This window comes from Labrenzia sp. THAF35, from assembly GCF_009363595.1.
GTDB classification, from domain to species: Bacteria; Pseudomonadota; Alphaproteobacteria; order Rhizobiales; family Stappiaceae; genus Roseibium; species Roseibium algicola.
On the sequence record NZ_CP045380.1, the window covers coordinates 2,818,287 to 2,840,971 of the forward strand.

A 22,685-nucleotide genomic window follows, 5' to 3' on the forward strand; every position below is an offset into this window, starting at 1 on the left:
CCTGTCGAGCGGGAGTTATGTTCGCCCCGGTGGAGCCAGCCTTTGCCGTGCGATTTGTTGGGCACACCAGAGGCGTTCAGGCCGAAATGCAGGTGGTCCTGTTGCCCTGGACTACGTTGGAGCCGGCTCCGCTTCTTCGTCCTGGCTGATACTACCGTCCTCCGAAGGCATGAACCAGATGACCACGAAGGCCAGCAGGCCGGCAGCGATCATGTAGAACGCCGGCGCAAGCTGCAGGTGGGTCTTGTCGATCAGATAGGTGGCAAACAGCGGTGCCGTGCCGCCAAAGAGCGCCAGCGGGATGTTATATCCGATGGAATAGCCGGTCACGCGCACGGACACAGGGAACTGGCCGACCATGGCGGCCATGAGCGGGGCAAAGAAGGCGGTGAGAATAACGGCCATGCCGAGCTGGCCCAGAATGACCATGACCGGATCCGGATGATGCACCAGCCAGAACATCGGCAGGGCGAAGAGGGCGACACCGCCCGATCCGAACAGCAGTATGGTTCTTCGGTCGATCCTGTCGGCGAGATAGCCGACAATAGGCAACAGCAGCATGAAGACGACCATCACGCTGGTATTGATCGTCAGGGCCCGGCTTTCCGTGAACTTGACGTAGTCGACCAGGTAGGACGTGAGATAGACGAACGTCAGATAGAAGCCGACACCGTTGAGGATGTTGCAAGCTATCGTCCGCAGCAGGGCGGGCCGGTGGTTGCGCAGGACTTCGCCAACCGGAGCACTGACAGGATCGTGCGAGGAGGGCGGTTGGTCCCTTTCCTCTGCCTTGGTGCCGCTTCGGATCATGAAACCGGTCAGGCCGACCAGCAGACCGAAGGCGAAGGGAATGCGCCATCCCCAACTTCCCAGATCGTCCGCCGGCAGGAGGCCGGTTGCCAGAGCCGCCACGCCGGAACCGAGCAGAATGCCGAATGTTGCCCCGACCAGGGCCCAGGAAACCGTGAAACACCGACGCTTGGGCGGGGCGATCTCGTAAAGGTAGACGGTTGAACCGGTGTATTCGCCGCCGACGGAAAGCCCCTGCAGTAACCGCAGCAGCGTCAGCAGCACAGGTGCGGCAATGCCAATCTGGTCGTAGGTCGGCAAGAAGGCGATCAGCGTCGTCGGAATGGCCATCAGGGCGACCGACAACAGAAGAGCCCGGCTGCGGCCGGTCTTGTCGGCAATATGGCCGAGCAGCAGACTGCCGATGGGACGCATGAGGAAGCCTGCCGCAAAGACACCGAAGGTGCTGATCAGGCTGACGGTCGGATCGTCACTCGGGAAAAACTGTTGCGCAAGGATGGGGGCAAGATAGCCGTAGACGGCGAAATCGTACCATTCCAGCGTGTTCCCCACCGTTCCCGCAATGATCTTGCGGATCCTGGTGTCGCTTCGTCCCGCCATATTGGCCCCTCCTGCAGGTCGAATTCCCGTTTGTTCGGGTAACCCTAGAGGGGATGTCTTTATCTTCCGTTTCCGTGCCTTCTGAGGAAGGCGGCTGACCGGGAGGTGGAAGCGGACGGGAAACGCGCAGGCGGCGCCTGGCTGCCTGCGCGGGATTTCGTCAGGTGTTAAACTTGAAGAGCAGGACGTCGCCGTCCTTGACGACATATTCCTTGCCTTCGTCGCGAGCCTTGCCCGCTTCCTTGGCTGCGGTTTCGCCGCCGAGGCCGACGTAATCGTCGTAGGCAATGGTCTGCGCGCGGATGAAACCGCGTTCGAAATCCGTATGGATGACGCCGGCTGCGCCCGGGGCCTTGGTGCCTTCGGTGATAGTCCAGGCGCGGGTTTCCTTCGGGCCTGCCGTGAAATAGGTGATCAGGCCCAGCAGGTCGTAGCCTGCGCGGATCAGCCGGTCGAGGCCCGGCTCTTCAAGCCCGATGGTCTCCAGGAACTCTTCCTGTTCTTCCTTGTCGAGCTGGGAGATTTCCGCTTCGATGGCAGCGGAAATCACGACGGCGGCAGCGCCTTCTGCCTTCGCTTTTTCGGCGACCTTGGCGGAGAGAGCATTGCCTTCGCCTGCGGATGCCTCGTCGACGTTGCAGACGTAGAGAACCGGCTTTGCAGTCAGGAGGTTCAGACCCTTCAGGATCTTCTCTTCATCCGGACCGGAGACTTCCAGAACGCGTGCCGGCTTGCCGTCCTGCAGCAGGGCCAGCGCGGCTTCCATGACGGGCAGCACAGCCTTGGCTTCCTTGTCGCCGCCGGAGGCCTTTTTCTTCAGCGGCGCAATGCGGCGCTCAAGGCTTTCCATGTCGGCGACCATAAGTTCGGTCTCGACCGTTTCGGCATCGGCGATCGGGTCGACAGTGCCTTCCACATGGGTGATGTCGTCGTCTTCAAAACAGCGCAGCACGTGTGCGATTGCGTCGACTTCGCGAATGTTGGCCAGGAACTGGTTGCCGAGGCCTTCGCCCTTGGAAGCGCCGCGCACGAGGCCGGCGATGTCGACAAAGGTGATGCGCGTCGGAATGACTTCCTTGGACCCTGCAACTTGACGGATCGCGTAGAGGCGCGGATCCGGAACGGCAACTTCGCCCGTATTCGGCTCGATGGTGCAGAACGGATAGTTGGCAGCCTGTGCAGCTGCCGTCTTGGTGAGCGCGTTGAAGAGTGTGGACTTGCCGACATTCGGCAGTCCGACAATGCCGCACTGGAAACCCATGGGAGTTCGCTTTCGGTTGGTCTTGAGACTTTGCAGCGCTAAATGCCCGAGCCGGGTCAAGAGGTCAAGGCTTTGGCGGACTGCGGGCGGGTGTTTGTCAAGAGCATGTCAGGAAGAAGCGGCAAAAGGAAAGGCGTCCGGCGATGTGATCCGGCTGAAAGCTTCCCTCCGGTTGTTTATCGGTTATAGTCGTGTGGGTGTTTTGGGCGATTGTTTTGGGAATTGGGACGCGATGATTTTCAGTCGCAAGAAACACGGGTTTCTGTGTGCATTTTCCGGCAGCCTGTTTGCCACCCTGGCTGCCGTCACCACTTGTGCCACTTTCTTCTCGGCAAATCCGGCATCGGCTCAAAGCTTCAATCCACGTGATCTGACAGGCCTTCTGGGCGATGCGCCGATCGATCCTGCGCTGCTGGAAGGCGTCGGACAGGTAAATGTCACGCGGGCCTATATCCCCGACGCGATCGACCTGTCGCCAATGATGCCACCACCCCTGCTGCAGACATACGGCAGCTGTGTTTCCTATGCCATCGGGTATGCCATGCGCGGCTATTACGCTGCGCTTGAAAACAACGTGGAACCCGGCAACCGCACCTTCACGCCAAGTCCGGCGTTTCTCCATTCGCAGATCCGCAACCGGCAGGAGGCGTGTGAAACCGCCGGAAGTCATGCGCTTCTGGCGATGGCCTATTTCAAGGGCAACGGCTCTCCCGACCAGGACGACATTCCTGACGCCGCCATGTGCTCGGAACGGGTGGAAACCGCAACGATGGCCCCCGACAGGTTCCGCATTCGAGACTTCCTGTTCGTGTTCGACAAGGGTCGCCAGCGCCGCAATGCGACGGACCGGGATCTGGATGCGATCAAGCAGCAGCTGGCGGCGGGTAACCCCGTGGCCACCGGGTTCCTGATGGTCGGCGTGGTGCCGTCCTCCCAGACGCCGGACGGGGTGACGCTGCAATATCTGAAATCGGGAGAGATCTACCAGGGATCGCTCGGGCGTCACAGCGGGGCCGCCGGAGGACACCAGATGGTGTTCGTCGGGTACGATGAACGGCGTCAGGCATTCCTTGTCCAGAACTCCTGGGGGCCTTACTGGTCCGGAGACGGGTATGGCTGGATCAGCTACGAAGCAACGAAGGCCGACATGCACAACGCGTCGGTCATGCGCACGTCCATCGTGCCTCCGCGTCCGGTGCCAGGACTGACCAGAACCGACCGGGACAATGAGGTGGCCTTTGCGGGGGATAGCTGCAGCAGCCTTTACGTGAGCGAGGATACGCCGGACGGCATGCCGCTGCTCGCCGGTTTCGTGAGCACACAGGAAGCGCTCCGGAAACTGGAAGCGGAGTTTCCGCCCGAGCAGCTTCAGAAAATCGATGTCAGGCCCTGGCCCGTGTGCGAAGCCCTGAAGACCCTAGCCCGGCCACTGGCGGAACCTTCGCGACCGCGCATTCGGCTCCTGGGAGGCAGCGCGGATCTACGCTACGGAGATTCGCTGGCCTTCGAGGTGACCGCACCGGATTTCGCCTCGTTTCTCTACATCGTCTATCTGCAGGCCGACGGCACTGTGGTGAACCTCTTGCCGCGTCGCGGTCCTGTGCGCCAGCAGGTGCAATTCGGCGACCGTTTCGTCTATGGCGATGGCCGGCAGGGGCGTCAGAAATTCACCGTGCAGCCACCTGCCGGATCGGAAGCCATTATCGTGATTGCAGCTCATAGCCCCGTCATCCAACTGGAAGAACTGGAAAACGGCGGATCCGGGCAATTCTCCATGCCTGTGAGCGCTGAAGGCGGCGCCGGTACCGCGGACGACAGATATTTCCTGACGGCATTGCGGGCAGGGATGGCGGACCGGCCGGACGAAATGAGCCTGCCACGTGAGATTTCTGCAGCCGTCCTTCATTTGACGATCCGGGAAGAGTGACACTCAAAGGTTTCGACATGCGCTTTCTTATCGAATTTGCGACCGCCCGCCTGGCATTGGCACCCGTTCTGGCGCTGCTGGTCCCCATGATGCTGCCAGCCGGCGCCTCCGCCCAGTCCGTCACGCCGGATCAGATCATCAACGCGTTGTTGCCAGACGCCGGCGCGCCGAAATCCCGGTCCATGCGAAAGCAGGAACCGCACCCGTTTCGAGGGATCAGCATCGAGGGCCAGTTGCCGCCGGAAGTGGAGCTGCCGCGCATCAATCTGACGGTCAATTTCGAGTTCGATTCCGCCTCACTGACCAACGACGGCATTCTGACGTTGCAGGCGCTCGGACAGGCCTTGCAGGATCCGCGGCTCAGGAACATGCGTTTCCAGATCGCCGGGCACACGGACCTGCGCGGCACGTCGGCCTATAATCTGGACCTGTCGAAACGAAGGGCCTTCATGGTCGCGGAGTTTCTGGCAGCGTTCTATACGATCCCCCGTGAACGGCTTGTGCCGGTGGGCTACGGCGAAAGCCGTCCAGTCGATCCGGGCGATCCGGCCAGCGGCCGCAACAGGCGTGTGGAGATCATCAACGTTCAGCCGCTGTCCTGACCGCCAATTACAGGCAGCCCGGTTGCGCTGGTGTACTTGGAGGGACCGTCCTCAGTCGCCGCCGCCAAGCAGCTTCTTCAGCATGTCAGCCATGGGCCCTGACTTGGGCAAGTTGACCGACTTGCCTTGCCGGGCCTGGCGGATATGGCTCTGGCCCTTGGGTTTGGCTGGTGCGGGGGTGCCCTGTCCGGGAGCAATGGCCTTGGCGGCTCCGGTCGTGCCATCCTTTACCTTGCCGTCCTGGCTCTTGCCCTTGCGCTGTGCCTTTTCGGGCTCCAGGGCCAGGGTCAACTTGTTGGCAAACTGGCTGTCCTTGCCTTCGGCCAGCAACGGAGCCTGATCGGCGACTTCCATCAGGAGCGGCTCCAGCCAGTCCCGATCGGCCTTTGCGAAATCACCCAGGACGTAGTTGGACACCAGCTTCTTGTCGCCCGGATGACCGATGCCGAGGCGCAGCCGGCGGTAGCTTTCGCCGATATGCGCCGTGATTGATCTCAGGCCGTTGTGGCCGCCGTGGCCGCCGCCGATCTTCATGCGGAATTTCGCAGGCGGCAGGTCGAGTTCGTCGTAGATGACGACAATGTCTGCCGGCTCGATCTTGTAGAACCGCATGGCTTCGCCGACAGAGCGGCCGGATTCGTTCATGTAGGTGCTGGGTTTCAGCAGCAGGACCTTTTCCGAGCCGAGGCGGCCTTCGGAAACCTGACCTTGAAAACGGGCTTTCCAGGGCTGGAAGCCGGAGTGGCGGCGATGGATCTCATCAACGGCCATGAAACCGATATTGTGCCGATTGCCTTCGTATTTGGCGCCCGGATTGCCCAGGCCGACGATCAATTTCATGGTGTGCCTTTCAAGGTAGAGCGGCTGCATGTAGCGCAATGCAGACCGGCTGGCTAATCCTGAAACGAAAAAGCAGCCGATGGCGGCTGCTCTGCAAGTTTTCCCGCAAGGAGAAGGGAGGCGGAGGCCGCCTCCCGATTTTTAAAGCAAGGCTGCAGCTTATTCAGCTTCGCCTTCACCTTCTTCTGCTTCAGCTTCGTCGTCGGTCTCTTTCATACCGGCCGGAGCAGCGATCGTGGCGATGGTGAAATCGCGATCGGTGATGGTCGGCTGGCAGCCTTCCGGCAGCTTAACTGCGGAAATGTGCAGGCTGTCGCCCGGCTGTGCCTTGGCCAAGTCGATTTCGAGAGCTTCCGGAATGTTGTCGGCCGGAACGGTCATTTCGACGGTGTGGCGAACAATGTTCAGGACGCCGCCCTTCTTGATGCCCGGGCAGGTTTCTTCGTTCAGGAAGTGAACCGGAACTTCAACCGTCAGCGTGGAGCCCTTGGCAACGCGCAGGAAGTCGACGTGCATGACGTCGTCGCGTACCGGGTGCAGCTGGAAATCCTTGGCAATAACCTGATGCTTTTCGCCGTCCACATCGATGATACCGATGTGTGTAAGGAAACCACCCTTGTGCAGGGTAATGGTGGTTTCTTTCACCGGAATGGTGATCGGCAGTGCCTGTTTCTTGTCGCCGTAGATCACGGCAGGGAGAAGGCCTTCGCGACGCAGTGCCCGTGCGGCCCCCTTGCCCACCCGGTCCCGTGCCGACGCCTTCAGCTCATAGCTGGCAGCCATGGCAAAACTCCTTCGAGTGTATAGGTAACGGACCGGCGAACCACCGTGCCAGAAGACTCATGTTGTCCGGGATCGGTCCAGAAGCGCCTCCTCCAGGGGTGCAGGCGCGAGCGCGGATATACCCAAAGCGCAAGGAAAGTGCAAGTCCGCAGTCGCTCGTTTGTCGCAGGGAACTGCGGAAATTTCAAGCTGGTCACCTGCAAACCGGTCTGTAACACAGATTTGCTGAACCTTCCGGTTGACCGATTGGCTCATCCGGAAGAGGCTGCGGTCCTCTGTGCGGGTGTGTCTCCTGCTGTCCGAACCCGTTTTTCTGACCTTCCCTGTCTGAAAGAATCGACCCAATGGCCATCGATGAAGACCTCAACGACCGCTTGCGCGAGGCGCTTGGAAACAGGGCAGGCATCAGCGAAAAAAGGATGATGGGCGCGATGTGCTTTCTGCTGCATGGCCACATGATCGCGGGTGCCGACCGCACCAGGGAGGGCGAACGGCGTTTCATCTTCCGTCTTGGCAAGTCCAGCCATGCTGCCGGGCTGGCACTGCCGGGTGCTGAACCGATCGTACAGGGCGGGCGCATGTTGAGTGGCATGTTCTTCGTCGGTGAGGACGATTGCACCGACGAAGTTCTGCAAAACTGGCTGGATCTTGCCATCGCCAATGCTTTGACACTGCCGCCGAAAGGTGCCTGACCTATCCGTTGAGCCTTTTCGATGTGTCTTCCTGAAAGGCCGGGTCGGCTTTTTTGGCGAAGGAGACACGCCAGGGTTCAGCCAGCTCTTCAAGTTCTGACAGAGCCTTTGCCACCGCCGGATCCAGCCGAGGGTTGAACCGGGCGTGGATCACCTCGCGCAGGTTCCAGTCAGGGCAGGGGCGTTCAACGACGGTCAACTCGTCGCCTGCCTGAAACGACCCTTCCTGCAGCACCCGGAAATACCAGCCGGTTCGGCCTGTCTTCTGGAAATGGGCTGCCTGCGTAGGGTTGTCTGTATGCATGTTCAGCTTCCAGCAGGGCTGGCGGCCCTGGGAAATCTGCATGCGGACCGTGCCCGCCGACAGGATGTCGCCGATGCACAGGTCTTCCTCGGTAAAGCCTTCTGAAGCGATGTTCTCGCCGAAACCGCCTGGCTGATAGATTTCCGCCTTTTCCGGAAAGGCGTCCCGCCAGTGGGCATAATGCTCCGATGGATAGATATGCAGTGCCTTTTCCGGTCCGCCATGTACGGAAAGATCCGCCTGACGGTCGGTGGTGATGCCGGTGGAGCTGACCTGGAGGATACCATCTGCGCGGGTCTTGCGGATGGCAGACGGCTCCTTGCCCTCCCAACGGTGTTCTGGCTCTCCGGTGAAGAGGGAGACGATACGGGCTTTGGCGGTCATGGCTGATGGCTTTCGGCTGGTGTGTGTTCGTGACAGAGCTGTGCGGCATCGACAGGCGAGAGCGGCACGTTGAGCAGCTTGCAATAGCCCCCCGTTTCCCTTGCCTCGTGATGGCGGCAGGTGCGGCAGAGACCGAACGAGCGGCCACCGCGCTGATGCAGCATCGTCAGGACAAGTGCTTTCAGGGACGAGGCCAGAGACGCGGCGACGTTCGGCGGCAAGGCGTTGATGACATTCTCCAGAGACGAAGGGTCCTGCAGCAGGTCCCGGCCTGCCTGGGTGACGTCATAACGAATGCTGCGCTTGTCTTCCTCCGAACGCGTTTCGGCGATCAGCTCCTTGCGGGAAAGTGCCTTGAGGGTTTGCGAAGCCGTGCCGCGTGTCGTTGCCAGAAAATCGGCGACGTGCGAGGGCGCGCGTGAAAAGCGGTTTGCCCGGGCAAGATAGTTGAGCGCAGCAAATTGTGACGGGTTCAAAGGCCCATTCCACTCCTCGGCAGCGGCAAGACGCGTCAACCGGTCGATCAGGTCGCGAATGGTCTGTGTGTCGGTTGGAGCAAACATGCTCTCTATGTAGCGAGTCGAAATTAAACTTGCAATAGTTTCGACTCGCTACTAATAAGACTGCGTCCTCAATCAAGGAGAAAGCCGATGTACAAATCCATTTCCCTAGCCGTTCTGACTGCCGGAGTGTCGGCAATTGCCCTGCCGACTGTGGCATTTGCAGGCGGTAATCATGCGCTCCACCAGACGGGAGCAATCCTGTCGCCGGAAAACCAGGAGATCGACCCGAACTACGACATCCTGGCCGCCCATGTGCACCGCAAGGGGCGTGTCGTAACCTTCCACATGACACTGAAGGGAACGGCCGGTGCGAGCGTGCCGGAGGCAAACGGTGCGCTCGCAGGGGCGCCGGTGCAGTCCTATGTCTGGCCAACGTCACTGAAACCGGAAACGGTCGGGTTTGAAGGGGGGAACGGCATCCTTGCGCTGGTGGCTACCAGCCATCCGGATTTCGACGACACACCGCTTTTTGATGAAGACGGCGACGGCGACCTTCTGAACGATGGCGCGAATTGGCACTCGCACTGGGTGGTGCTGACACCGAACGAGGCCTGCGGTGCCGGCGCACTCTCCGTGCAGGATATTCCCGCTGACACCAACCCGAAGATGCCGGCCACCTGGCCGGGCCTGCCGATCTACATCGACAGCCCTGGATTTTCACCCGTGTTGGAGGCAGAGGAAATTACCCTCAACGTGGCCTTTGCCGATGAAAGCACTGTTGAGACCCTGTCGTATGACGGCGTCACGTCGGCCCTGCGGGTGAACCAGAACGTCCACGCCCCACTGCTGTGCGTCGTCGACGTCTTCGACGTTGCCTCCGGCGATCTCAGCCTGCCGGGAAAATTGACCGGGAACTGAACCGCATCAGCACCAACCACTCACCGCGTCATTGCCGGGCTCGTCCCGGCAATCCATGCCATGACCGGGCTGGGTTCCTAGGCCGTGACTGGGGCAGGGAAACGGCGTGGATGCCATGGTCGAGCCATGGCATGACGGGGGAAGGGGGCTCTGAGGCGCAGGGGGCGAACTTGGAAAAACGGTCAGCCCTCGTGCGGAGCGTAGGAGGCCGGGTCGACCTGGGCCGGACGTCCGGAGAGGGTGAGTTGCGCCTGCCGGGCCGGGGTTGTTGCGATCACCTTGCCGGACTTGACGACCGCAAGGCGCGTTGCCTTCAGGCGAATGGCCTCGATCGTGTCGCGGGCCTGCAGCAACACGAAATCCGCCTTGCAGCCTTTGTCCAGACCGTACCCGTCCAGGTTCATCGCCTTGGCCGGATGCGCGGTGACGCAGTCGTAGCAGTAACGGATGGCGTCGCGGCTGGTCATCTGGGCAACGTGAAGCCCCATGGAGGCGACCTCCAGCATGTCGCCGGAGCCCATCGAGTACCAGGGGTCCATCACACAGTCGTGGCCGAAGGCGACATTGATGCCGTAGGACCGCATCTCCGGAACACGGGTCTGGCCGCGGCGCTTGGGATACGTGTCGTGCCGGCCCTGCAGCGTGATGTTGATCAGCGGGTTCGCAATGGCATGCACTTCCGCTTCGGCGATCAGCGGCAACAGCTTGGAGACGTAGTAATTGTCCATGGAATGCATGGACGTCAGATGCGATCCGGCAACGCGGCCCTGCAGCCCGAGGTGCTGGGTCTGATAGGCGAGCGTCTCGATGTGACGTGACATCGGATCGTCGGTCTCGTCGCAGTGCATGTCGACCATCAGACCGCGTTCTGCCGCGATTTCGCACAGCCGCGCGACCGACCGGGCACCGTCGTCCATGGTGCGCTCGAAATGCGGAATGCCGCCGACGATGTCGACGCCCATGTCGAGTGCCGTCAGAAGGTTCTTCTCGGCGGTGGCAGAGCGGTAGAGCCCGTCCTGGGGGAAGGCGACCAGTTGCAGGTCGATGTAGTCCTTCACCTTCTCTCGCACTTCCAGCAGGCCTTTGACGCCCGTCAGCCTGTCGTCGCACACATCCACATGGGTGCGGATCGCCAGCAGCCCCTGCGAGACGGCCAGATCGCAATATCTCAGGGCGCGCTCGACAACGGCATCGACGGTCAGGATCTCCTTCAGTTCTCCCCAAAGCGCGATGCCTTCCAGCAGCGTGCCGCTGCGGTTCATGCGCGGCAGGCCGAGCGACAGCGTCGCATCCATGTGGAAGTGGCTGTCAACAAATGGTGGCGACACGAGGTGTTCGCCAGCATCGATCACCTGGCCGGCGTCCGCCGTGATCCCGGCTTCCACAGCCTCGATACGGCCGTTCCGGCAGGCAATGTCGATGCCGTGGCGGCCGTCGGGCAGGTTGGCGTTCTTGACGAGGAGATCGAAACTCATGGGACTGTCTCAGCGTTGACCACGGAAGTAGGGCACAAGAAGGGCCCTTGGATAGTCTGCCCGGCGGGCAACGACAATCAGTGCGGCGATGGAAAGCAGATACGGCATCATCAGGAACACCTGGCCGGGAATGAAACTGCCGACCTCGGTCTGAAGACGCACCTGGAAGGCATCAAAAGCCCCGAAGAGCAGAGCGCCGATCAGGGCCTTGCCGGGTCGCCAGGAGGCGAACACCGTCAGGGCGATGCAGATCCAGCCACGGCCGTTGACCATGCCGAAGAAAAACGCGTCGAAGGCCGACATGGTCAGGAAGGCGCCGCCAAGCGCCATGATCGCGGAGCCCGCAACCACCGTCCCGATGCGGATCGCATAGACCGAGAGGCCTTGCGATTCCACGGCAGCCGGATTGTCGCCGACCGCCTGAATGGCCAGGCCGAGCGGGGTTCGGTAGAGCACATAGGCCGTGACCGCGACCAACAGCAGGCCGAGGAAGGTCAGGGGCGTCTGCTGGAACAGGGCTGGCCCGAGGAACGGCAGGTCACTCAGGCCCGGAATGTCGAGCGGCTTGAAAGCCTCGATCCGGGGCGGTGACGAGACATCCGGCAGGGCCGTCCGGTAGATGAAATAACTGAGCGAAGTGGCAAACAGCGTCACGCCAATGCCCGAGACGTGCTGAGAGAGCCCGAGAGGCACGGTCAGAATGGCATGGATCAGTCCGAAGAAGGCTCCGGCCATCGCCGCGACCAGAACGCCGCCCCACAGGCCTGCGCCGAGCCAGACCGCCATCCAGCCGGCCATGGCACCGGCGGTGAAGATACCTTCGATGCCGAGGTTGAGGACGCCGGCGCGTTCGCAAACAAGCGCTCCGATGACGCCGAAGATCAGCGGGGTCGCGATGCGGAGCGCGGCCGCCCAGAAGTTGGCGGAGATGAGAATGTCGAGGATCTCGGTCATTCTGCCGCCTCCGGGTTTGCCTGGCTGCCGACAAAGCGGATCTTGAAGCGCAGGAACAGACCGGAGACCAGGACGCACAACAGCGCCATGGCGACGATCAGGTCTGCCAGATAGTTGGAGACACCGGTGGCACGGGACATGGAATCGGCCCCTACAAAGATGCTGGCGATGAAGAGAGCTGCCAGAACGACACCGGCCGGGGAGAGCCCGGCAAGCATGGCGACAACGATGCCGGAGTAGCCGAAACCGGGTGATAGGTCAGCGGTCAGATAGCCTTTCAGACCGGCAACTTCACCAACGCCGGCGAGCCCTGCCAGCGCGCCGGACAGAAGACCGACGCGGATGAAGGTTGCGGTGACCGGAATGCCGGCGTGACGGGCGGCAGCGGCGTTCTCGCCAACCGCGCGGATTTCGAAACCCCAGACGGTGCGTTTCAAGAGGAAATAGACGCCGAGCGATGAAACGAGGGCGATGACAAGACCCCAGTGAATGCGCATCCGGTCCATCAGCTTGGGCAAGGCCGCTTCATCGAGGATGGGTTCTGACTGTGGCCAGCCCATGCCCATGGGGTCCTTCATCGGGCCTTCCAGCATCATCTGCACGAAAAGCAGGATGATGAAGTTCAGCAGCAAGGTGGTGACGACTTCATCGACGCCAAGCCGGGTTTTCAAAAGGGTTGGACCAAGCATGACCAGCCCTCCGGCGAGCGCACCGGCAACGATCACCATGGGAATGAGAAGGTAGGGCGGCGCGGAAATGACACCGGTACCGACGGCAACCGCCGCAAGGGCGCCGGCATAAAGCTGGCCTTCCGCGCCGATGTTCCAGAGTTTGGCCCGGAAGGCGACGGCTGCCGCCAGGCCGGTGAGGATCAGCGGTGTCGCCCTTGTCAGCATTTCGGTGAAGGCAAAGAGTGAGCCGAAGGCGCCCTTGGCCATGAGGCTGTAGGCCTCGAACACCGACAAGCCGGCAAAGGCCATGGGGATGGCGGCAAGCACCAGGGCAGCAACAGCCGCGGCAATCGATACACCCAGCATACGGGAAACGGAGGAAGGGCCACGCGGTTCGAAGCGGATCATGCTGCGTCCTCCGCATTGTGTCCGGCCATCCTGAGGCCGAGAGAGCCGCGGTCCAGCGTCTCGCTCGGTTCGGCTTCGGACAGATGCCCGCGGTGGATCACGGCGATCCTGTCGGAAAGGCGCATGAGTTCGTCAAGATCCTCCGAGATCAGGATGACACCGGCCCCGCGGTCGCGAGCCGCCAGCAGGCGCTTGTGAACATCGGACGTGGCGCCGACGTCCAGCCCGCGCGAGGGTTGGGCGGCCAGCACCACCTTTGGAACGGTTTCAAGGGTTCTGGCCAGTACGATCTTCTGGATATTGCCACCCGACAGCAGCCGCGCCGGGCTGTCCTCGCTCTGGCAGCGGATATCGTAAGCCTTGATCAGGTTGCGCGCCCGCTCCCGCATGGCGGAGAACCGCAGCAGACCGAGGCGCTGGTTTTCCGGTTTGCGGATGGCTTCGATGGCAAGGTTTTCCGAAACGCTCATCGCTCCGACAATGCCGTCGTGGTGACGGTCTTCGGGTATGCGGGCAAGGCCGTTGTCGATCATGGTTCGGGCACTTGCGTGGCCGATCACCGTGCCTTCCAGCGTCATGGATCCTTGGGTGAGCGGTTCCAGACCGGAAATGACCCGTGCAAGCGTCGTCTGGCCGTTACCCGAAACCCCTGCAATGCCAAGGATTTCACCGGATTTCAGTGTGAGGTCGACCGCGTGCAAGGCATCGCGGCCATGTCCGGCGGAGGCCTTGTTCAAGACGAAAAGCGGTGCGCCCGGTGTGCCAGGGGACCGCATAGTCTCGACAATGGCATGGCCGACCATCAACTCGGCCAGCTTGCGCCGGTCGCATTCGGCTGTCGGCAGGTCGGCCACCTTGCGGCCACCGCGCAGCACGGCGACCCGGTGCGAAGAGGCAAGGACTTCCGCCAGCTTGTGCGAGATGAAGATGATGCCGAGCCCGTCGTCGGCCAGCTTTTTCAAGGTCGCGAACAGAGTGTCGGATTCCTGGGGTGTCAGCACAGCGGTCGGTTCGTCCAGAACCAGCACGCGGGCATCGCGGTAGAGCGCCTTCAGGATTTCCACCCGCTGTTTTTCGCCGACGGAAAGCTGGGAAATGCGAGCGTCGAGGGAAACCGTCAGGCCGGAGCGGGCCATCAGCTCTTCCAGTTTGCGGCGGGCAGGCGCCCGGGAAGAGGAAAGCGCGGCAAGCCGTTCCGTGCCCAGAAGGATGTTGTCGAGCGCGCTCAGGTTTTCGGCAAGGGTGAAGTGCTGGTGCACCATGCCTATGCCGGCCTGGAGCGCGGCATGCGGCGAGCCTGGTTCCAGTTCGCTCAAGCCGGAGCCGTCCGGCGAAACCATGACCTGGCCTTCGTCGGCCACGTAGTGCCCGAAAAGGATGTTCATCAAGGTGGTCTTGCCAGCGCCGTTCTCGCCGAGAAGGGCAAGGATCTCGCCCTGTTTCAAATCGAGCGATACGTCGCCATTGGCCGTCAGAGCGCCGAAGCGCTTGGTGATGCCGTCCAATCGCAGCACGACACCAGCGTCCTGTGCCGGACCTGCCATATGATCCCCCCGGGAAAAGAATGAATGCCGCGCTTGAACCCCGCGGCCGGGAAACGCCGGCGGTCATTGTGACCGCCGGACGTGGCAGGCGAAAGCCTACATGGTGGATTTCGGTTCGCTGTCGTTCACATTGACGCGGAACAGGCCGTCGAGGATTTCCTGCTCCTTGGCCTTTGCCGCGGAAACCGCGTCGGCAGGAGCAAGGCTTTCGTCCACAACGAAGCTGCCGCCGCCGTAGGACATGAAGCTGTAGGGGCCGAAATCGGCAGGTTCAAAGGTGTCGCTGGCAACAAGGCCGATCGCCTTGTCGATGGTCGGTTCCATGTGCCACAGCGCGGAGGACAGGATGGTGCCCGGATAGTCGCTTGCCGTGTCGATCACGTTGCCGATCGCCAGAATGCCCTTTTCCTTGGCCGCATCGGAAACGCCGAAGCGCTCTGCGTAGAGAATGTCCGCACCCTTGTCGATCATCGCGAAGGCAGCTTCCTTGGCCTTGGGCGGGTCGTACCAGGAGTTGATGAAGGTCACGAGGAACTTCACGTCCGGGTTCACGGAGGTTGCGCCTTCCATGAAGGCGTTCATCAGGCGGTTCACTTCGGGAATGGCGTAGCCGCCAACCATGCCGATGACATTCGACTTGGTGGTAGCGCCGGCGATCATGCCGGAGAGATAGCTCGGCTCATGGATCCAGTTGTCGAAGACGGCAAAGTTCGGCTGAGCCGGTCCAAAGGACGACCCCATCAGGAAAGCCGTGTCCGGATATTCCGCAGCCACCTTGCGTGCGGCGCGCTCGACGGCGAATGCTTCGCCAACCACCAGATCCATGCCCTGTTCGGCGTATTCGCGCATGACACGCTCATAGTCGGTGTTGGCAACGTTTTCGGAGAAGGTGTAGGTGATTTCACCGCGTTCCTGGGCGGCTTTCAGCGCCTTGTCGATGCGGCTGACCCACTGCTGTTCGACCGGAACGGTGTAGATCGCTGCGACCTTGACCGGGTCGGCGGCATTGGCGGAAGGAATGGACAGTCCTGCCGATACTGTGACAGCCAGAGCGGCCGTCAACATGGCCCTGCGGGCCCTGGAAAATGGTTTGGAAGTGAGCATCTGAAATCCCCTGGAAAAGACCTTGTGCAGACTTAGATGACCACAAAATATGCGTGCTCACAAGCTGGGCAGGAGCTTCGGCGGCAAATTTTTTGAACAATTGGGAAAATTTGTGAAGCTTGGCGCGGACTGGTTGTGAGGGGTGGAAACTACCCGTCCGGTGTCGGCGTGAATGCGGCCCGAAGGAGCGGTTACAAGGTCCCGGCTGCAAAACCTGTGGCTGCCGGCATCCGGCTCCGATTCCCTCCCGCCGGCTCGGGCGTGGCCGCAATTTTACGGCGGCGAGCAATGCGGCAATCGTGGAAAAGGCAAGTCTCGCAGAAAAATGTGGGCTGAACGCAAAAACGCCCGGCACGGGCCGGGCGTCTTGAGCAGTCGACGTTTCGGCGATCAGCTGAAGAGGCTGGAAACCGACTTTTCCAGTGCCGTGCGGTTGATTGCTTCGCCGATCAGCGGGGCAATCGAGATTGCACGGATGTTGGCTGCAGCCGTGATGGCGGCAGTCGGTTCGATGGAGTTGGTGATGACCAGCTCCTTCAGCTTGGAAGAGGTCACGCGGGCAACGGCACCACCGGACAGAACGCCGTGAGTGATATAGGCCGTTACCGACTGTGCGCCCTTGGACAACAGGGCTTCGGCAGCGTTGCAGAGCGTGCCGCCACTGTCGACGATGTCGTCGACCAGGATGCAGTCATAGCCTTTGACATCACCGATGATGTTCATGACTTCCGATTCCCCGGGCTTGTCGCGACGCTTGTCGACGATGGAGAGCGGAGCTTCGATGCGCTTGGCAAGTGCACGGGCGCGCACCACGCCGCCGACATCCGGAGACACGACCATGACATTGTCGGTCGCGTAGCGTTCCTTGATGTCGCGCGTCATGACGGGCGCTGCGAACAGGTTGTCTGTCGGGATATCGAAAAAACCCTGGATCTGACCGGCGTGGAGATCCAGGGTTAGAATGCGGTCGGCACCGGCTTCGGTAATGAGATTGGCCACCAGCTTTGCCGAGATCGGGGTTCGGCCGGAGGCGCGGCGATCCTGCCGGGCGTAGCCGAAATACGGAATGACCGCGGTGATGCGGCGGGCAGAGGACCGGCGGAGCGCATCGATGATGATGAGCAGCTCCATAAGGTGGTCGTTTGCCGGATAGCTGGTCGGCTGGACGACGAATACATCTTCGCCGCGTACGTTTTCCTGGATTTCTACGAAGATTTCCTGGTCGGCAAACCGCCGGACCTGGCATTTGGCGAGAGGGGCATCCAGGTATTTGGATATTTCCTCAGCCAGGGCTCGGTTGGAATTGCCCGCGACGATCTTCATGAGCCGCAAGTCCTTCTGGTGCGACGGCGGTTTTGCAGACAGGTTGTGCCTTGCAAACACGCGGAAAGGCCTAGGTCTTAAGTCATGTGCCGGGTGCCGGGAGCCTCGCTCGGAAACCCTCGGCAGGCGGCGGCGTTGTAACAACCAAGCAACCGGACCACAACAGGCGTTCGTGCCTGACGCCCGCTTTTTTTTATTTTTTGTGACGCCACGCCGGAATTACCCGTCAAAGCAATTCATTATCGGTTGAGCCAGGCCTTGATTTCCACCATCGAGCGATTGGCAATGCGCGACAGCGTGCCGGAGCTGACAGCCTGCCATGGGTCGCCCGAGGCTCCGCCGGTATCTTCCGTTCCGGAGATTCGCTTCACGCGGCGACCAGAGCTGTCGACGATGTCGAAAACGTAGAAGACCGTGCCGTTGGAAGGCTGCCCGGTGGCCGACAGATAGCCATTGACCCGGTAGGTGGCGGCCGCGCCGATGCGGCGCACCAGCGTGATGCCCTGTTTGCGGGCTTCGGAGCCGATCATTTCGGAAAGCTCGTCGGCAATGTTGCCCGGTGCGCCGGTAAACGGTTCGAACGCGAAGGTGATGCCTTCTTCCGGGTCGACTTGACCGGCGATCGTCGGCGCGGTGACAGTGGTCGAGATCGGAGTAGGGGGCTGTGGAGCAGCCTGACAGGCTGCAAGCCCTGCTCCAAGCAGTAGAACCGCCAACAGGCGCCGGGAAGAAATGGATTGTTGGGTGGTCTTGTCTGTCATGGAGACGCTTGGCTCTCGCGGTCGATATCGTCGTGGCAGCGGCCCTGCCGGAAACGCGAAACGCGAACCGGGCCGCAAGGTTGAAACTGGTTTAGCCTGACTTGACCGGCAGGTCGAGAGGCAGCTTGGACAAGCACTCTGGCGTTCCGGTCGTGGTCAGATAGGTCTGGCCGAGCGTCATGGCGGTTCCGGAGTTGGAATCCATCAGGATCATATGCATGAAGATGACCATGTCGGGCTTTACCTCGGCCGGATTGGCCCGGTACGCCATCGGCATGTCCATCCAGCTTGGTGTGAACCTGGCACCCAGGGAATAACCGCAGGCGTTCAGCCGGTGCGGCATCAGGCCATGAGCGTCCACCCGTTCCGCATGAGCGTCGAAAACATCGCCGAATGTCTTGCCGGGAACGAGCTGTGTTTCAACAGCGGCCAGTGCTTCGCGTGCGGCGGTGTACATCTCCAGATGCCGGTCCGTCGGCGTGCCGATCACCACCGTGCGCATCAGTGCGGCATGGTAGTGGCGGTAGGCGCCTGCCCATTCCAGTGTCAGCTGGTCCTGTTCGGACAGGTTCCGGCGACCTGCCTTGTAACGGCACAGGAGAGCGTCGCGGTCGGAGCCGATGATGAACTCGTTGCCGGGGTAATCGCCGCCACCTTCAAAAATGGCGCCCTGCATCGCAGCCAGGATGCGGCCCTCGTCGGCTCCGGGGTGGATTTCATCCATTGCCGCATAAAAGGCCTTGTCCGCCAGCTCCGCGGCCTTGCGCACATACACGATTTCCTCGGCGCTTTTCACCGCACGAAGGTCGGGGATCAGGGGCGAGGCATCGCTGACATCGGCGAAACTTGTAAGTTCCTCGTTCAGCTTCAGCGCTATTTTGCCGGTCATGCCCTGTGTGTCGTATTCAACGCCCAGCTTGCAGCCGAGCAGGTCCATGTCGAACAGCAGTTCCTTCAGCTGCAGCACCGGGCTGGCGGATCCGCGGTCGATCCAGATGCGGATGTCCTCGATGTTCGAGGTGTGCTTGGCCTGGCGTTCGTCGGCAGATCGGGTGAGGAGTACCCGGCGTCCTTCCTTCGTCACCACGAGGCACTGGAAGAAGCAGAAACCGAAGGTATCGTAGCCGGTCAGCCAGTACATGCTCTCCTGGGCGAAGAGCAGCATGGCATCCAGCTTCTGCGCCTCCATGGCGGCTTTCAGCTTGTCAAAGCGGCTTTCAAACTCGGCATCGGAAAAATGAAGTGCCATGGTTGGTCCTCACAAAAGTGCAATCGCGCTGATCTGGCGGCCGTAATCCGGTTCCTTGCGATGGGTCGTCCGGCGGTAGGAGAAGAAGCGGTCTTCATCGGCATAGGTGCACAGTGCCAGGTCGGCAACAGCCCCCAGTCCAAGAGCCTGAAGCTTGTCCGTAATGAAGGCGGGCAGGTCGAACATGAAGTGCTCTGCCCGTTCCGAAGGCTTGAAGTAGCGGGTGTTGTCCGGGTGTTCCTGAAGGAAACGTTCCTTGAATTCGGGGCCGACCTCATAGGCGCCCTGCGAAATCGTCGGACCCAGCACGGCCGTGATGTTGGTTCTGGTCGCGCCGAGAGCTTCCATGGCGGCAACCGTATTCTGCAAGATGCCGGTAACGGCGCCTTTCCAGCCTGAATGGGCAGCGCCGATGACACCCGCCTTGGTATCCGCAAACAGAAGCGGGCCGCAATCTGCCGTCGCGATGCCGATGGCAAGGCCCGGTGTGGCCGTGACCAGGGCATCGGCCTTGCGGTCCGCATCCTGTGCGAACGGTGCGCTGACAGTGATCACGTCGGCGGAGTGGATCTGATAGGGGGACACCAGGCGATCGGCACCAATGCCGAGCTGGCCGGCAACCCGGTCGCGGTTTTCAAGAACGCTGCTGCGCTCATCGTCCGAACCGAGACCGATATTGAGGCTGGTGTAGATGCCGCCGGAAACGCCGCCCTGGCGGGTGAAGAAGCCGTGCCGGATGCCATCCAGCTTCAAGACGTCTGCTTCAATTTTCATTCAGGGCTCCTGAGGGGAGGGGATTCGCCACGCCAGCGACTGATCCTTGGGGTGTTCAGGACGCGCTGTCAAACGGGGGAAACGAATTTCCGGAATTCGTCACAGCGAGCACCTTGAAAAGATCCCCCATCTGGTCAGGCGCGGCCAGCCGTTCGACGGCATCGCGGATCGCCTCCTGTTCGCTGTGGGTTTTACCCGCACCAAGGGTACCTGCCCGTTCCAGAAGACCGGTGCGAAGCAGGAATTCGCCCTGGGTCAGCGGCGCAAGAGCGCGGGCGCCCGCCCGCACTGCGGCCGCCGCCAATGCCTCGAAATTCACATGGGCGGTCAGATCCGCTTCTCCCGGATGAGCCAGGACGTCGTCATAGGCGTGCCTGTAAAGTGCTTGCAGCGTGTCGCCAGCAGCAGTCTTCAGATACCCGTAGTCAATGAAGAGTGCTGCACCGCCGCTATCTGCAATCCGCCGGCCGATTTCTTCGGCGATCGCATTGGCTGCAGGCTGGGTTTCGAAGATCGTGCCGTCCGGTGCAGTGGAAAGGCCAGCGGGTACAGCGTCTTCGGGCAGACGGGCGGTGCCGACACCGAAGATCAGCTCTTCGTGCTGCGAAAGCCCGATCTGGCGTTCCTGCCAGCCGTGTTCGGTCTTGACGAACTGATGGATCGGCAGGGCGTCGAAAAACTCGTTGGCAACCAGGATCAGCGGGCCGTCCGGAACGTCCTGGAACCGATCGCGAAATTGCGGTTTCAACGGACCGCGCTTCAGAGCCGCTGACTGCATGTCCCTCAGTCGCTGGCTGGTCTCAACCAGGTTCAGGCGAGCCGCCTTCACAAAGGCAGGACGCAGGGCTGCCATCCGCAAGAGGTCGGACATCAGTGTGCCGCGACCAGGCCCAAGTTCGACCAGCTGAAATTTCGCGGGCTCTCCAAGCGCCTGCCAGGCGGACAGGCAGGTTGCCCCGACGAGTTCGCCGAACATCTGGCTGACTTCGGGTGCTGTGACGAAATCGCCCGCGGTGCCGAACGGTTCGCGCGTCATGTAGTAGCCGGCGTCCGGGTCCCCGAGGCAAACAGACATGTATTGTGCGACCGAAAGCGGGCCCTCGGTTTCGATCCGTGCCTTGATCCTGTCTTTCAGTCCCGTCACGCCGCGGTTGCTCCGGTCCGGCGCCGGGCGGCCCATATCATGGTTGCGAGACCCGCCAGGATCATCGGTACGGACAGCAGTATGCCCATGGTGAGAAAGCCGCTCAGATAGCCGATATGGGCATCCGGAACCCTGTAGAGTTCTGCTATCGACCGGGCGATGCCGTAGCCGAAGGCAAAGGCACCGGCAAGAAAGCCGGGCTTTTGCAAAAGCTTGAAGCGCCGGCTGAGCACCATCAGAACCAGAAACAGCACGATGCCTTCGAGCGCGGCTTCATAGAGCTGGCTTGGATGACGGGGATCCGGTCCGCCGTTCGGAAAAACCACGGCCCAGGGTACATCCGTCGGCCGGCCCCAGAGCTCGGAATTGATGAAATTGGCGATACGGCCGAAGAACAGGCCGATGGGAGCCGCGCAGCCGGCAAGGTCGAACAGGGTCCAGATTGACAGGCCGCGTTTCCAGGCAAACAGGATCATCGCGATGACGGTGCCGGCAAAGCCGCCGTGGAAGGACATGCCACCGGTCCAGATCTCGAGCGCTTCGGCCGGGTGGGCGATATAATAGCCAGGATTGTAGAACAGCACGTAGCCGAGGCGGCCGCCGATGATGATACCTAGCGTTCCCCACAGCACGAAGTCGTCGATCTCGAGCTGTGTGGGGCGGGCAATGCCACCCCACAGCCGGTCGTTGGCCACCAGCAGACGCATGTAGCGCCAGGCCAGCAGAATGCCGACGATATAGGCAAGCGCATACCAGCGCAGGGCAAAGGGCCCGAATTCGACGAGTACAGGATCGATTGCGGGAAAGGGCATAACCAGAACAGGCGGCACGGCAGAACCTTCCGATGGTGCGCGGGCGGGTTTCGGGCTGAACGCTTGCGCGATCTTGTCCGCCTCGTCAAGCCGACACGGGTTTGTCAGGCCGGTGGGGCGCTACCCGCAAGAGGGTTCGGGAGATTGCTCCTGTTGATAGTGAATTCGGCTGCGGCGGAATTGGTCCTTGAAGTTCCCGCCATTCCCTCATACCTCTCTCCCATCGCATGTTTTTCCGATCAAGGAGGGTCCGATGACCCAAGGCCCGAACCGTCTTCTCGATGATTTTGCCAAGCTGATGACCGACGCCGCCGGTGTTGCCCAGGGTGCCCGCCGCGAGGTGGAGACCGCCTTCCGTGCGCAGGCCGAGCGTTTCCTGTCCGACATGGACGTGGTTTCGCGCGAAGAGCATGAAGCGGTCAAAGAGATGGCAGTGCGCGCTCTGGACCGGATCGACGAGCTCGAATCGCGGATCGCCAAACTCGAAAATCCGGAATCCGGTGCTGCTGGAGACGCTTAACCCGATTTGTTGACGTCGATGTGAGCGTTTTCTGTTAATAGTTGATGACAGAATTACGACGCGTGAACATGGCGGGTTTGCGTTGATTTTGGGCAGTGTGATGAAAAATACCGCTGAGTCGTCCACAAGTTTCGGCTTTTTTCGCTCAATTGGTATGTATCGCTTAAATCAATCCTGCTCCTATACTGAAAGATAACAGGGATTCGTCGGAGCAAGACGGAACCGGTTCCCTTCTAAAGGGCCGTAACAGGACGCGTTTTGCTCCTCCGGCATGGGACTTTTCCCGGCGGCCCGCCCGGTTATCGTGATCGGGTTCCAGGCC

22 protein-coding genes are annotated in these 22,685 nt (G+C 61.3%); 5 read left to right on the forward strand and 17 right to left on the reverse strand.

The genetic code is table 11. From position 1 onward, the window contains the following. Positions 1-111: 111 nt before the first annotated feature. Complete coding sequence (locus FIU93_RS12800; protein ID WP_022998104.1) at positions 112-1,410, reverse strand: MFS transporter; 1,299 nt, start codon at positions 1,408-1,410, stop codon at positions 112-114. A 160-nt stretch (positions 1,411-1,570) separates the two neighbouring features. Continuing rightward, positions 1,571-2,671: a redox-regulated ATPase YchF gene (gene ychF / locus FIU93_RS12805; protein WP_152505769.1), complete on the reverse strand. Its 1,101-nt coding sequence runs from the start codon at positions 2,669-2,671 to the stop codon at positions 1,571-1,573. Between the two features lie 232 nt (positions 2,672-2,903). Here ychF and FIU93_RS12810 point away from each other — a divergent pair, with 232 nt between their 5' ends. Both FIU93_RS12810 and FIU93_RS12815 read left to right on the forward strand, forming a co-directional pair. Further along, positions 2,904-4,598, forward strand: coding sequence for a DUF4384 domain-containing protein (locus tag FIU93_RS12810; protein ID WP_173017311.1), 1,695 nt, complete (start codon positions 2,904-2,906; stop codon positions 4,596-4,598). Further along, a complete protein-coding gene (locus FIU93_RS12815; protein ID WP_152505771.1) occupies positions 4,595-5,200 on the forward strand; it encodes an OmpA family protein in 606 nt (201 codons plus the stop codon). Before FIU93_RS12810 ends, FIU93_RS12815 begins: the two co-directional genes overlap by 4 nt. A gap of 51 nt (positions 5,201-5,251) precedes the next feature. Here the strand turns inward: FIU93_RS12815 and pth are convergent, their stop codons facing one another. Both pth and FIU93_RS12825 read right to left on the reverse strand, forming a co-directional pair. Then, positions 5,252-6,040 carry an aminoacyl-tRNA hydrolase gene (gene pth, locus FIU93_RS12820; RefSeq protein ID WP_152505772.1) on the reverse strand — a complete coding sequence of 263 codons (789 nt, stop codon included), beginning with the start codon at positions 6,038-6,040 and terminating at the stop codon, positions 5,252-5,254. Between the two features lie 159 nt (positions 6,041-6,199). Further along, positions 6,200-6,823 carry a 50S ribosomal protein L25/general stress protein Ctc gene (locus FIU93_RS12825; RefSeq protein ID WP_022998099.1) on the reverse strand — a complete coding sequence of 208 codons (624 nt, stop codon included), beginning with the start codon at positions 6,821-6,823 and terminating at the stop codon, positions 6,200-6,202. Between the two features lie 344 nt (positions 6,824-7,167). Here FIU93_RS12825 and FIU93_RS12830 point away from each other — a divergent pair, with 344 nt between their 5' ends. Beyond that, entirely contained in the window at positions 7,168-7,515 is a 348-nt protein-coding gene (locus FIU93_RS12830) for a hypothetical protein (protein WP_062487639.1), read from the forward strand. A 1-nt stretch (position 7,516) separates the two neighbouring features. Here FIU93_RS12830 and FIU93_RS12835 read toward each other — a convergent pair whose 3' ends face one another. Then, positions 7,517-8,203, reverse strand: coding sequence for an MOSC domain-containing protein (locus FIU93_RS12835; RefSeq protein WP_022998097.1), 687 nt, complete (start codon positions 8,201-8,203; stop codon positions 7,517-7,519). Next, on the reverse strand, positions 8,200-8,766 hold the full coding sequence (locus FIU93_RS12840; RefSeq protein WP_152505773.1) for a MarR family transcriptional regulator: 567 nt from the start codon (positions 8,764-8,766) through the stop codon (positions 8,200-8,202). Before FIU93_RS12840 ends, FIU93_RS12835 begins: the two co-directional genes overlap by 4 nt. A gap of 87 nt (positions 8,767-8,853) precedes the next feature. Between FIU93_RS12840 and FIU93_RS12845 the strand changes: the two genes are divergently transcribed. Further along, entirely contained in the window at positions 8,854-9,624 is a 771-nt protein-coding gene (locus FIU93_RS12845; RefSeq protein ID WP_152505774.1) for a hypothetical protein, read from the forward strand. A gap of 182 nt (positions 9,625-9,806) precedes the next feature. Here the strand turns inward: FIU93_RS12845 and FIU93_RS12850 are convergent, their stop codons facing one another. The 11 genes from FIU93_RS12850 to lgt all read right to left on the reverse strand — a co-directional run bounded on the left by FIU93_RS12850 (position 9,807) and on the right by lgt (position 21,843). Then, positions 9,807-11,099 carry an amidohydrolase family protein gene (locus FIU93_RS12850; protein ID WP_152505775.1) on the reverse strand — a complete coding sequence of 431 codons (1,293 nt, stop codon included), beginning with the start codon at positions 11,097-11,099 and terminating at the stop codon, positions 9,807-9,809. A gap of 9 nt (positions 11,100-11,108) precedes the next feature. After that, a complete protein-coding gene (locus FIU93_RS12855) occupies positions 11,109-12,053 on the reverse strand; it encodes an ABC transporter permease (RefSeq protein WP_152505776.1) in 945 nt (314 codons plus the stop codon). Beyond that, a complete protein-coding gene (locus tag FIU93_RS12860; RefSeq protein WP_062487649.1) occupies positions 12,050-13,132 on the reverse strand; it encodes an ABC transporter permease in 1,083 nt (360 codons plus the stop codon). Before FIU93_RS12860 ends, FIU93_RS12855 begins: the two co-directional genes overlap by 4 nt. Then, the gene (locus FIU93_RS12865; RefSeq protein WP_152505777.1) at positions 13,129-14,676 is read right to left on the reverse strand and encodes an ABC transporter ATP-binding protein; all 1,548 of its coding nucleotides are present in this window, start codon (positions 14,674-14,676) and stop codon (positions 13,129-13,131) included. Before FIU93_RS12865 ends, FIU93_RS12860 begins: the two co-directional genes overlap by 4 nt. 96 nt (positions 14,677-14,772) lie before the next feature. Beyond that, the gene (locus FIU93_RS12870; protein ID WP_075282500.1) at positions 14,773-15,780 is read right to left on the reverse strand and encodes a BMP family protein; all 1,008 of its coding nucleotides are present in this window, start codon (positions 15,778-15,780) and stop codon (positions 14,773-14,775) included. A gap of 390 nt (positions 15,781-16,170) precedes the next feature. After that, positions 16,171-17,103: a ribose-phosphate pyrophosphokinase gene (locus FIU93_RS12875; RefSeq protein WP_031268253.1), complete on the reverse strand. Its 933-nt coding sequence runs from the start codon at positions 17,101-17,103 to the stop codon at positions 16,171-16,173. A 239-nt stretch (positions 17,104-17,342) separates the two neighbouring features. Beyond that, entirely contained in the window at positions 17,343-17,864 is a 522-nt protein-coding gene (locus FIU93_RS12880; RefSeq protein WP_022998088.1) for a hypothetical protein, read from the reverse strand. Positions 17,865-17,955: 91 nt separating this feature from the next. After that, on the reverse strand, positions 17,956-19,113 hold the full coding sequence (locus FIU93_RS12885) for a Xaa-Pro peptidase family protein (protein ID WP_152505778.1): 1,158 nt from the start codon (positions 19,111-19,113) through the stop codon (positions 17,956-17,958). A 9-nt stretch (positions 19,114-19,122) separates the two neighbouring features. After that, positions 19,123-19,887, reverse strand: a complete 765-nt coding sequence (gene pgeF, locus FIU93_RS12890) for a peptidoglycan editing factor PgeF (protein WP_022998086.1) — start codon at positions 19,885-19,887, stop codon at positions 19,123-19,125. A 55-nt stretch (positions 19,888-19,942) separates the two neighbouring features. Then, positions 19,943-21,031: a class I SAM-dependent methyltransferase gene (locus FIU93_RS12895; RefSeq protein ID WP_286202426.1), complete on the reverse strand. Its 1,089-nt coding sequence runs from the start codon at positions 21,029-21,031 to the stop codon at positions 19,943-19,945. Further along, positions 21,028-21,843 (reverse strand): prolipoprotein diacylglyceryl transferase, encoded by an 816-nt coding sequence (lgt, locus tag FIU93_RS12900; RefSeq protein WP_022998084.1) that lies wholly within the window; start codon positions 21,841-21,843, stop codon positions 21,028-21,030. The genes FIU93_RS12895 and lgt overlap by 4 nt, the downstream gene beginning before the upstream one ends. 253 nt (positions 21,844-22,096) lie before the next feature. Between lgt and FIU93_RS12905 the strand changes: the two genes are divergently transcribed. Next, the gene (locus FIU93_RS12905) at positions 22,097-22,363 is read left to right on the forward strand and encodes an accessory factor UbiK family protein (RefSeq protein ID WP_022998083.1); all 267 of its coding nucleotides are present in this window, start codon (positions 22,097-22,099) and stop codon (positions 22,361-22,363) included. The last annotated feature ends 322 nt before the right edge of the window (positions 22,364-22,685 follow it).

Bases quoted from the DNA above. Each gene is read 5' to 3' on its own strand.
- FIU93_RS12800 (WP_022998104.1), bottom strand. From the start codon at position 1,410: ATGGCGGGACGAAGCGACACCAGGATCCGCAAGATCATTGCGGGAACG.
- ychF (WP_152505769.1), bottom strand. From the start codon at position 2,671: ATGGGTTTCCAGTGCGGCATTGTCGGACTGCCGAATGTCGGCAAGTCC.
- FIU93_RS12810 (WP_173017311.1), top strand. From the start codon at position 2,904: ATGATTTTCAGTCGCAAGAAACACGGGTTTCTGTGTGCATTTTCCGGC.
- pth (WP_152505772.1), bottom strand. From the start codon at position 6,040: ATGAAATTGATCGTCGGCCTGGGCAATCCGGGCGCCAAATACGAAGGC.
- FIU93_RS12825 (WP_022998099.1), bottom strand. From the start codon at position 6,823: ATGGCTGCCAGCTATGAGCTGAAGGCGTCGGCACGGGACCGGGTGGGC.
- FIU93_RS12830 (WP_062487639.1), top strand. From the start codon at position 7,168: ATGGCCATCGATGAAGACCTCAACGACCGCTTGCGCGAGGCGCTTGGA.
- FIU93_RS12835 (WP_022998097.1), bottom strand. From the start codon at position 8,203: ATGACCGCCAAAGCCCGTATCGTCTCCCTCTTCACCGGAGAGCCAGAA.
- FIU93_RS12840 (WP_152505773.1), bottom strand. From the start codon at position 8,766: ATGTTTGCTCCAACCGACACACAGACCATTCGCGACCTGATCGACCGG.
- FIU93_RS12845 (WP_152505774.1), top strand. From the start codon at position 8,854: ATGTACAAATCCATTTCCCTAGCCGTTCTGACTGCCGGAGTGTCGGCA.
- FIU93_RS12850 (WP_152505775.1), bottom strand. From the start codon at position 11,099: ATGAGTTTCGATCTCCTCGTCAAGAACGCCAACCTGCCCGACGGCCGC.
- FIU93_RS12855 (WP_152505776.1), bottom strand. From the start codon at position 12,053: ATGACCGAGATCCTCGACATTCTCATCTCCGCCAACTTCTGGGCGGCC.
- FIU93_RS12860 (WP_062487649.1), bottom strand. From the start codon at position 13,132: ATGATCCGCTTCGAACCGCGTGGCCCTTCCTCCGTTTCCCGTATGCTG.
- FIU93_RS12865 (WP_152505777.1), bottom strand. From the start codon at position 14,676: ATGGCAGGTCCGGCACAGGACGCTGGTGTCGTGCTGCGATTGGACGGC.
- FIU93_RS12870 (WP_075282500.1), bottom strand. From the start codon at position 15,780: ATGCTCACTTCCAAACCATTTTCCAGGGCCCGCAGGGCCATGTTGACG.
- FIU93_RS12875 (WP_031268253.1), bottom strand. From the start codon at position 17,103: ATGAAGATCGTCGCGGGCAATTCCAACCGAGCCCTGGCTGAGGAAATA.
- FIU93_RS12880 (WP_022998088.1), bottom strand. From the start codon at position 17,864: ATGACAGACAAGACCACCCAACAATCCATTTCTTCCCGGCGCCTGTTG.
- FIU93_RS12885 (WP_152505778.1), bottom strand. From the start codon at position 19,113: ATGGCACTTCATTTTTCCGATGCCGAGTTTGAAAGCCGCTTTGACAAG.
- pgeF (WP_022998086.1), bottom strand. From the start codon at position 19,887: ATGAAAATTGAAGCAGACGTCTTGAAGCTGGATGGCATCCGGCACGGC.
- lgt (WP_022998084.1), bottom strand. From the start codon at position 21,843: ATGCCCTTTCCCGCAATCGATCCTGTACTCGTCGAATTCGGGCCCTTT.
- FIU93_RS12905 (WP_022998083.1), top strand. From the start codon at position 22,097: ATGACCCAAGGCCCGAACCGTCTTCTCGATGATTTTGCCAAGCTGATG.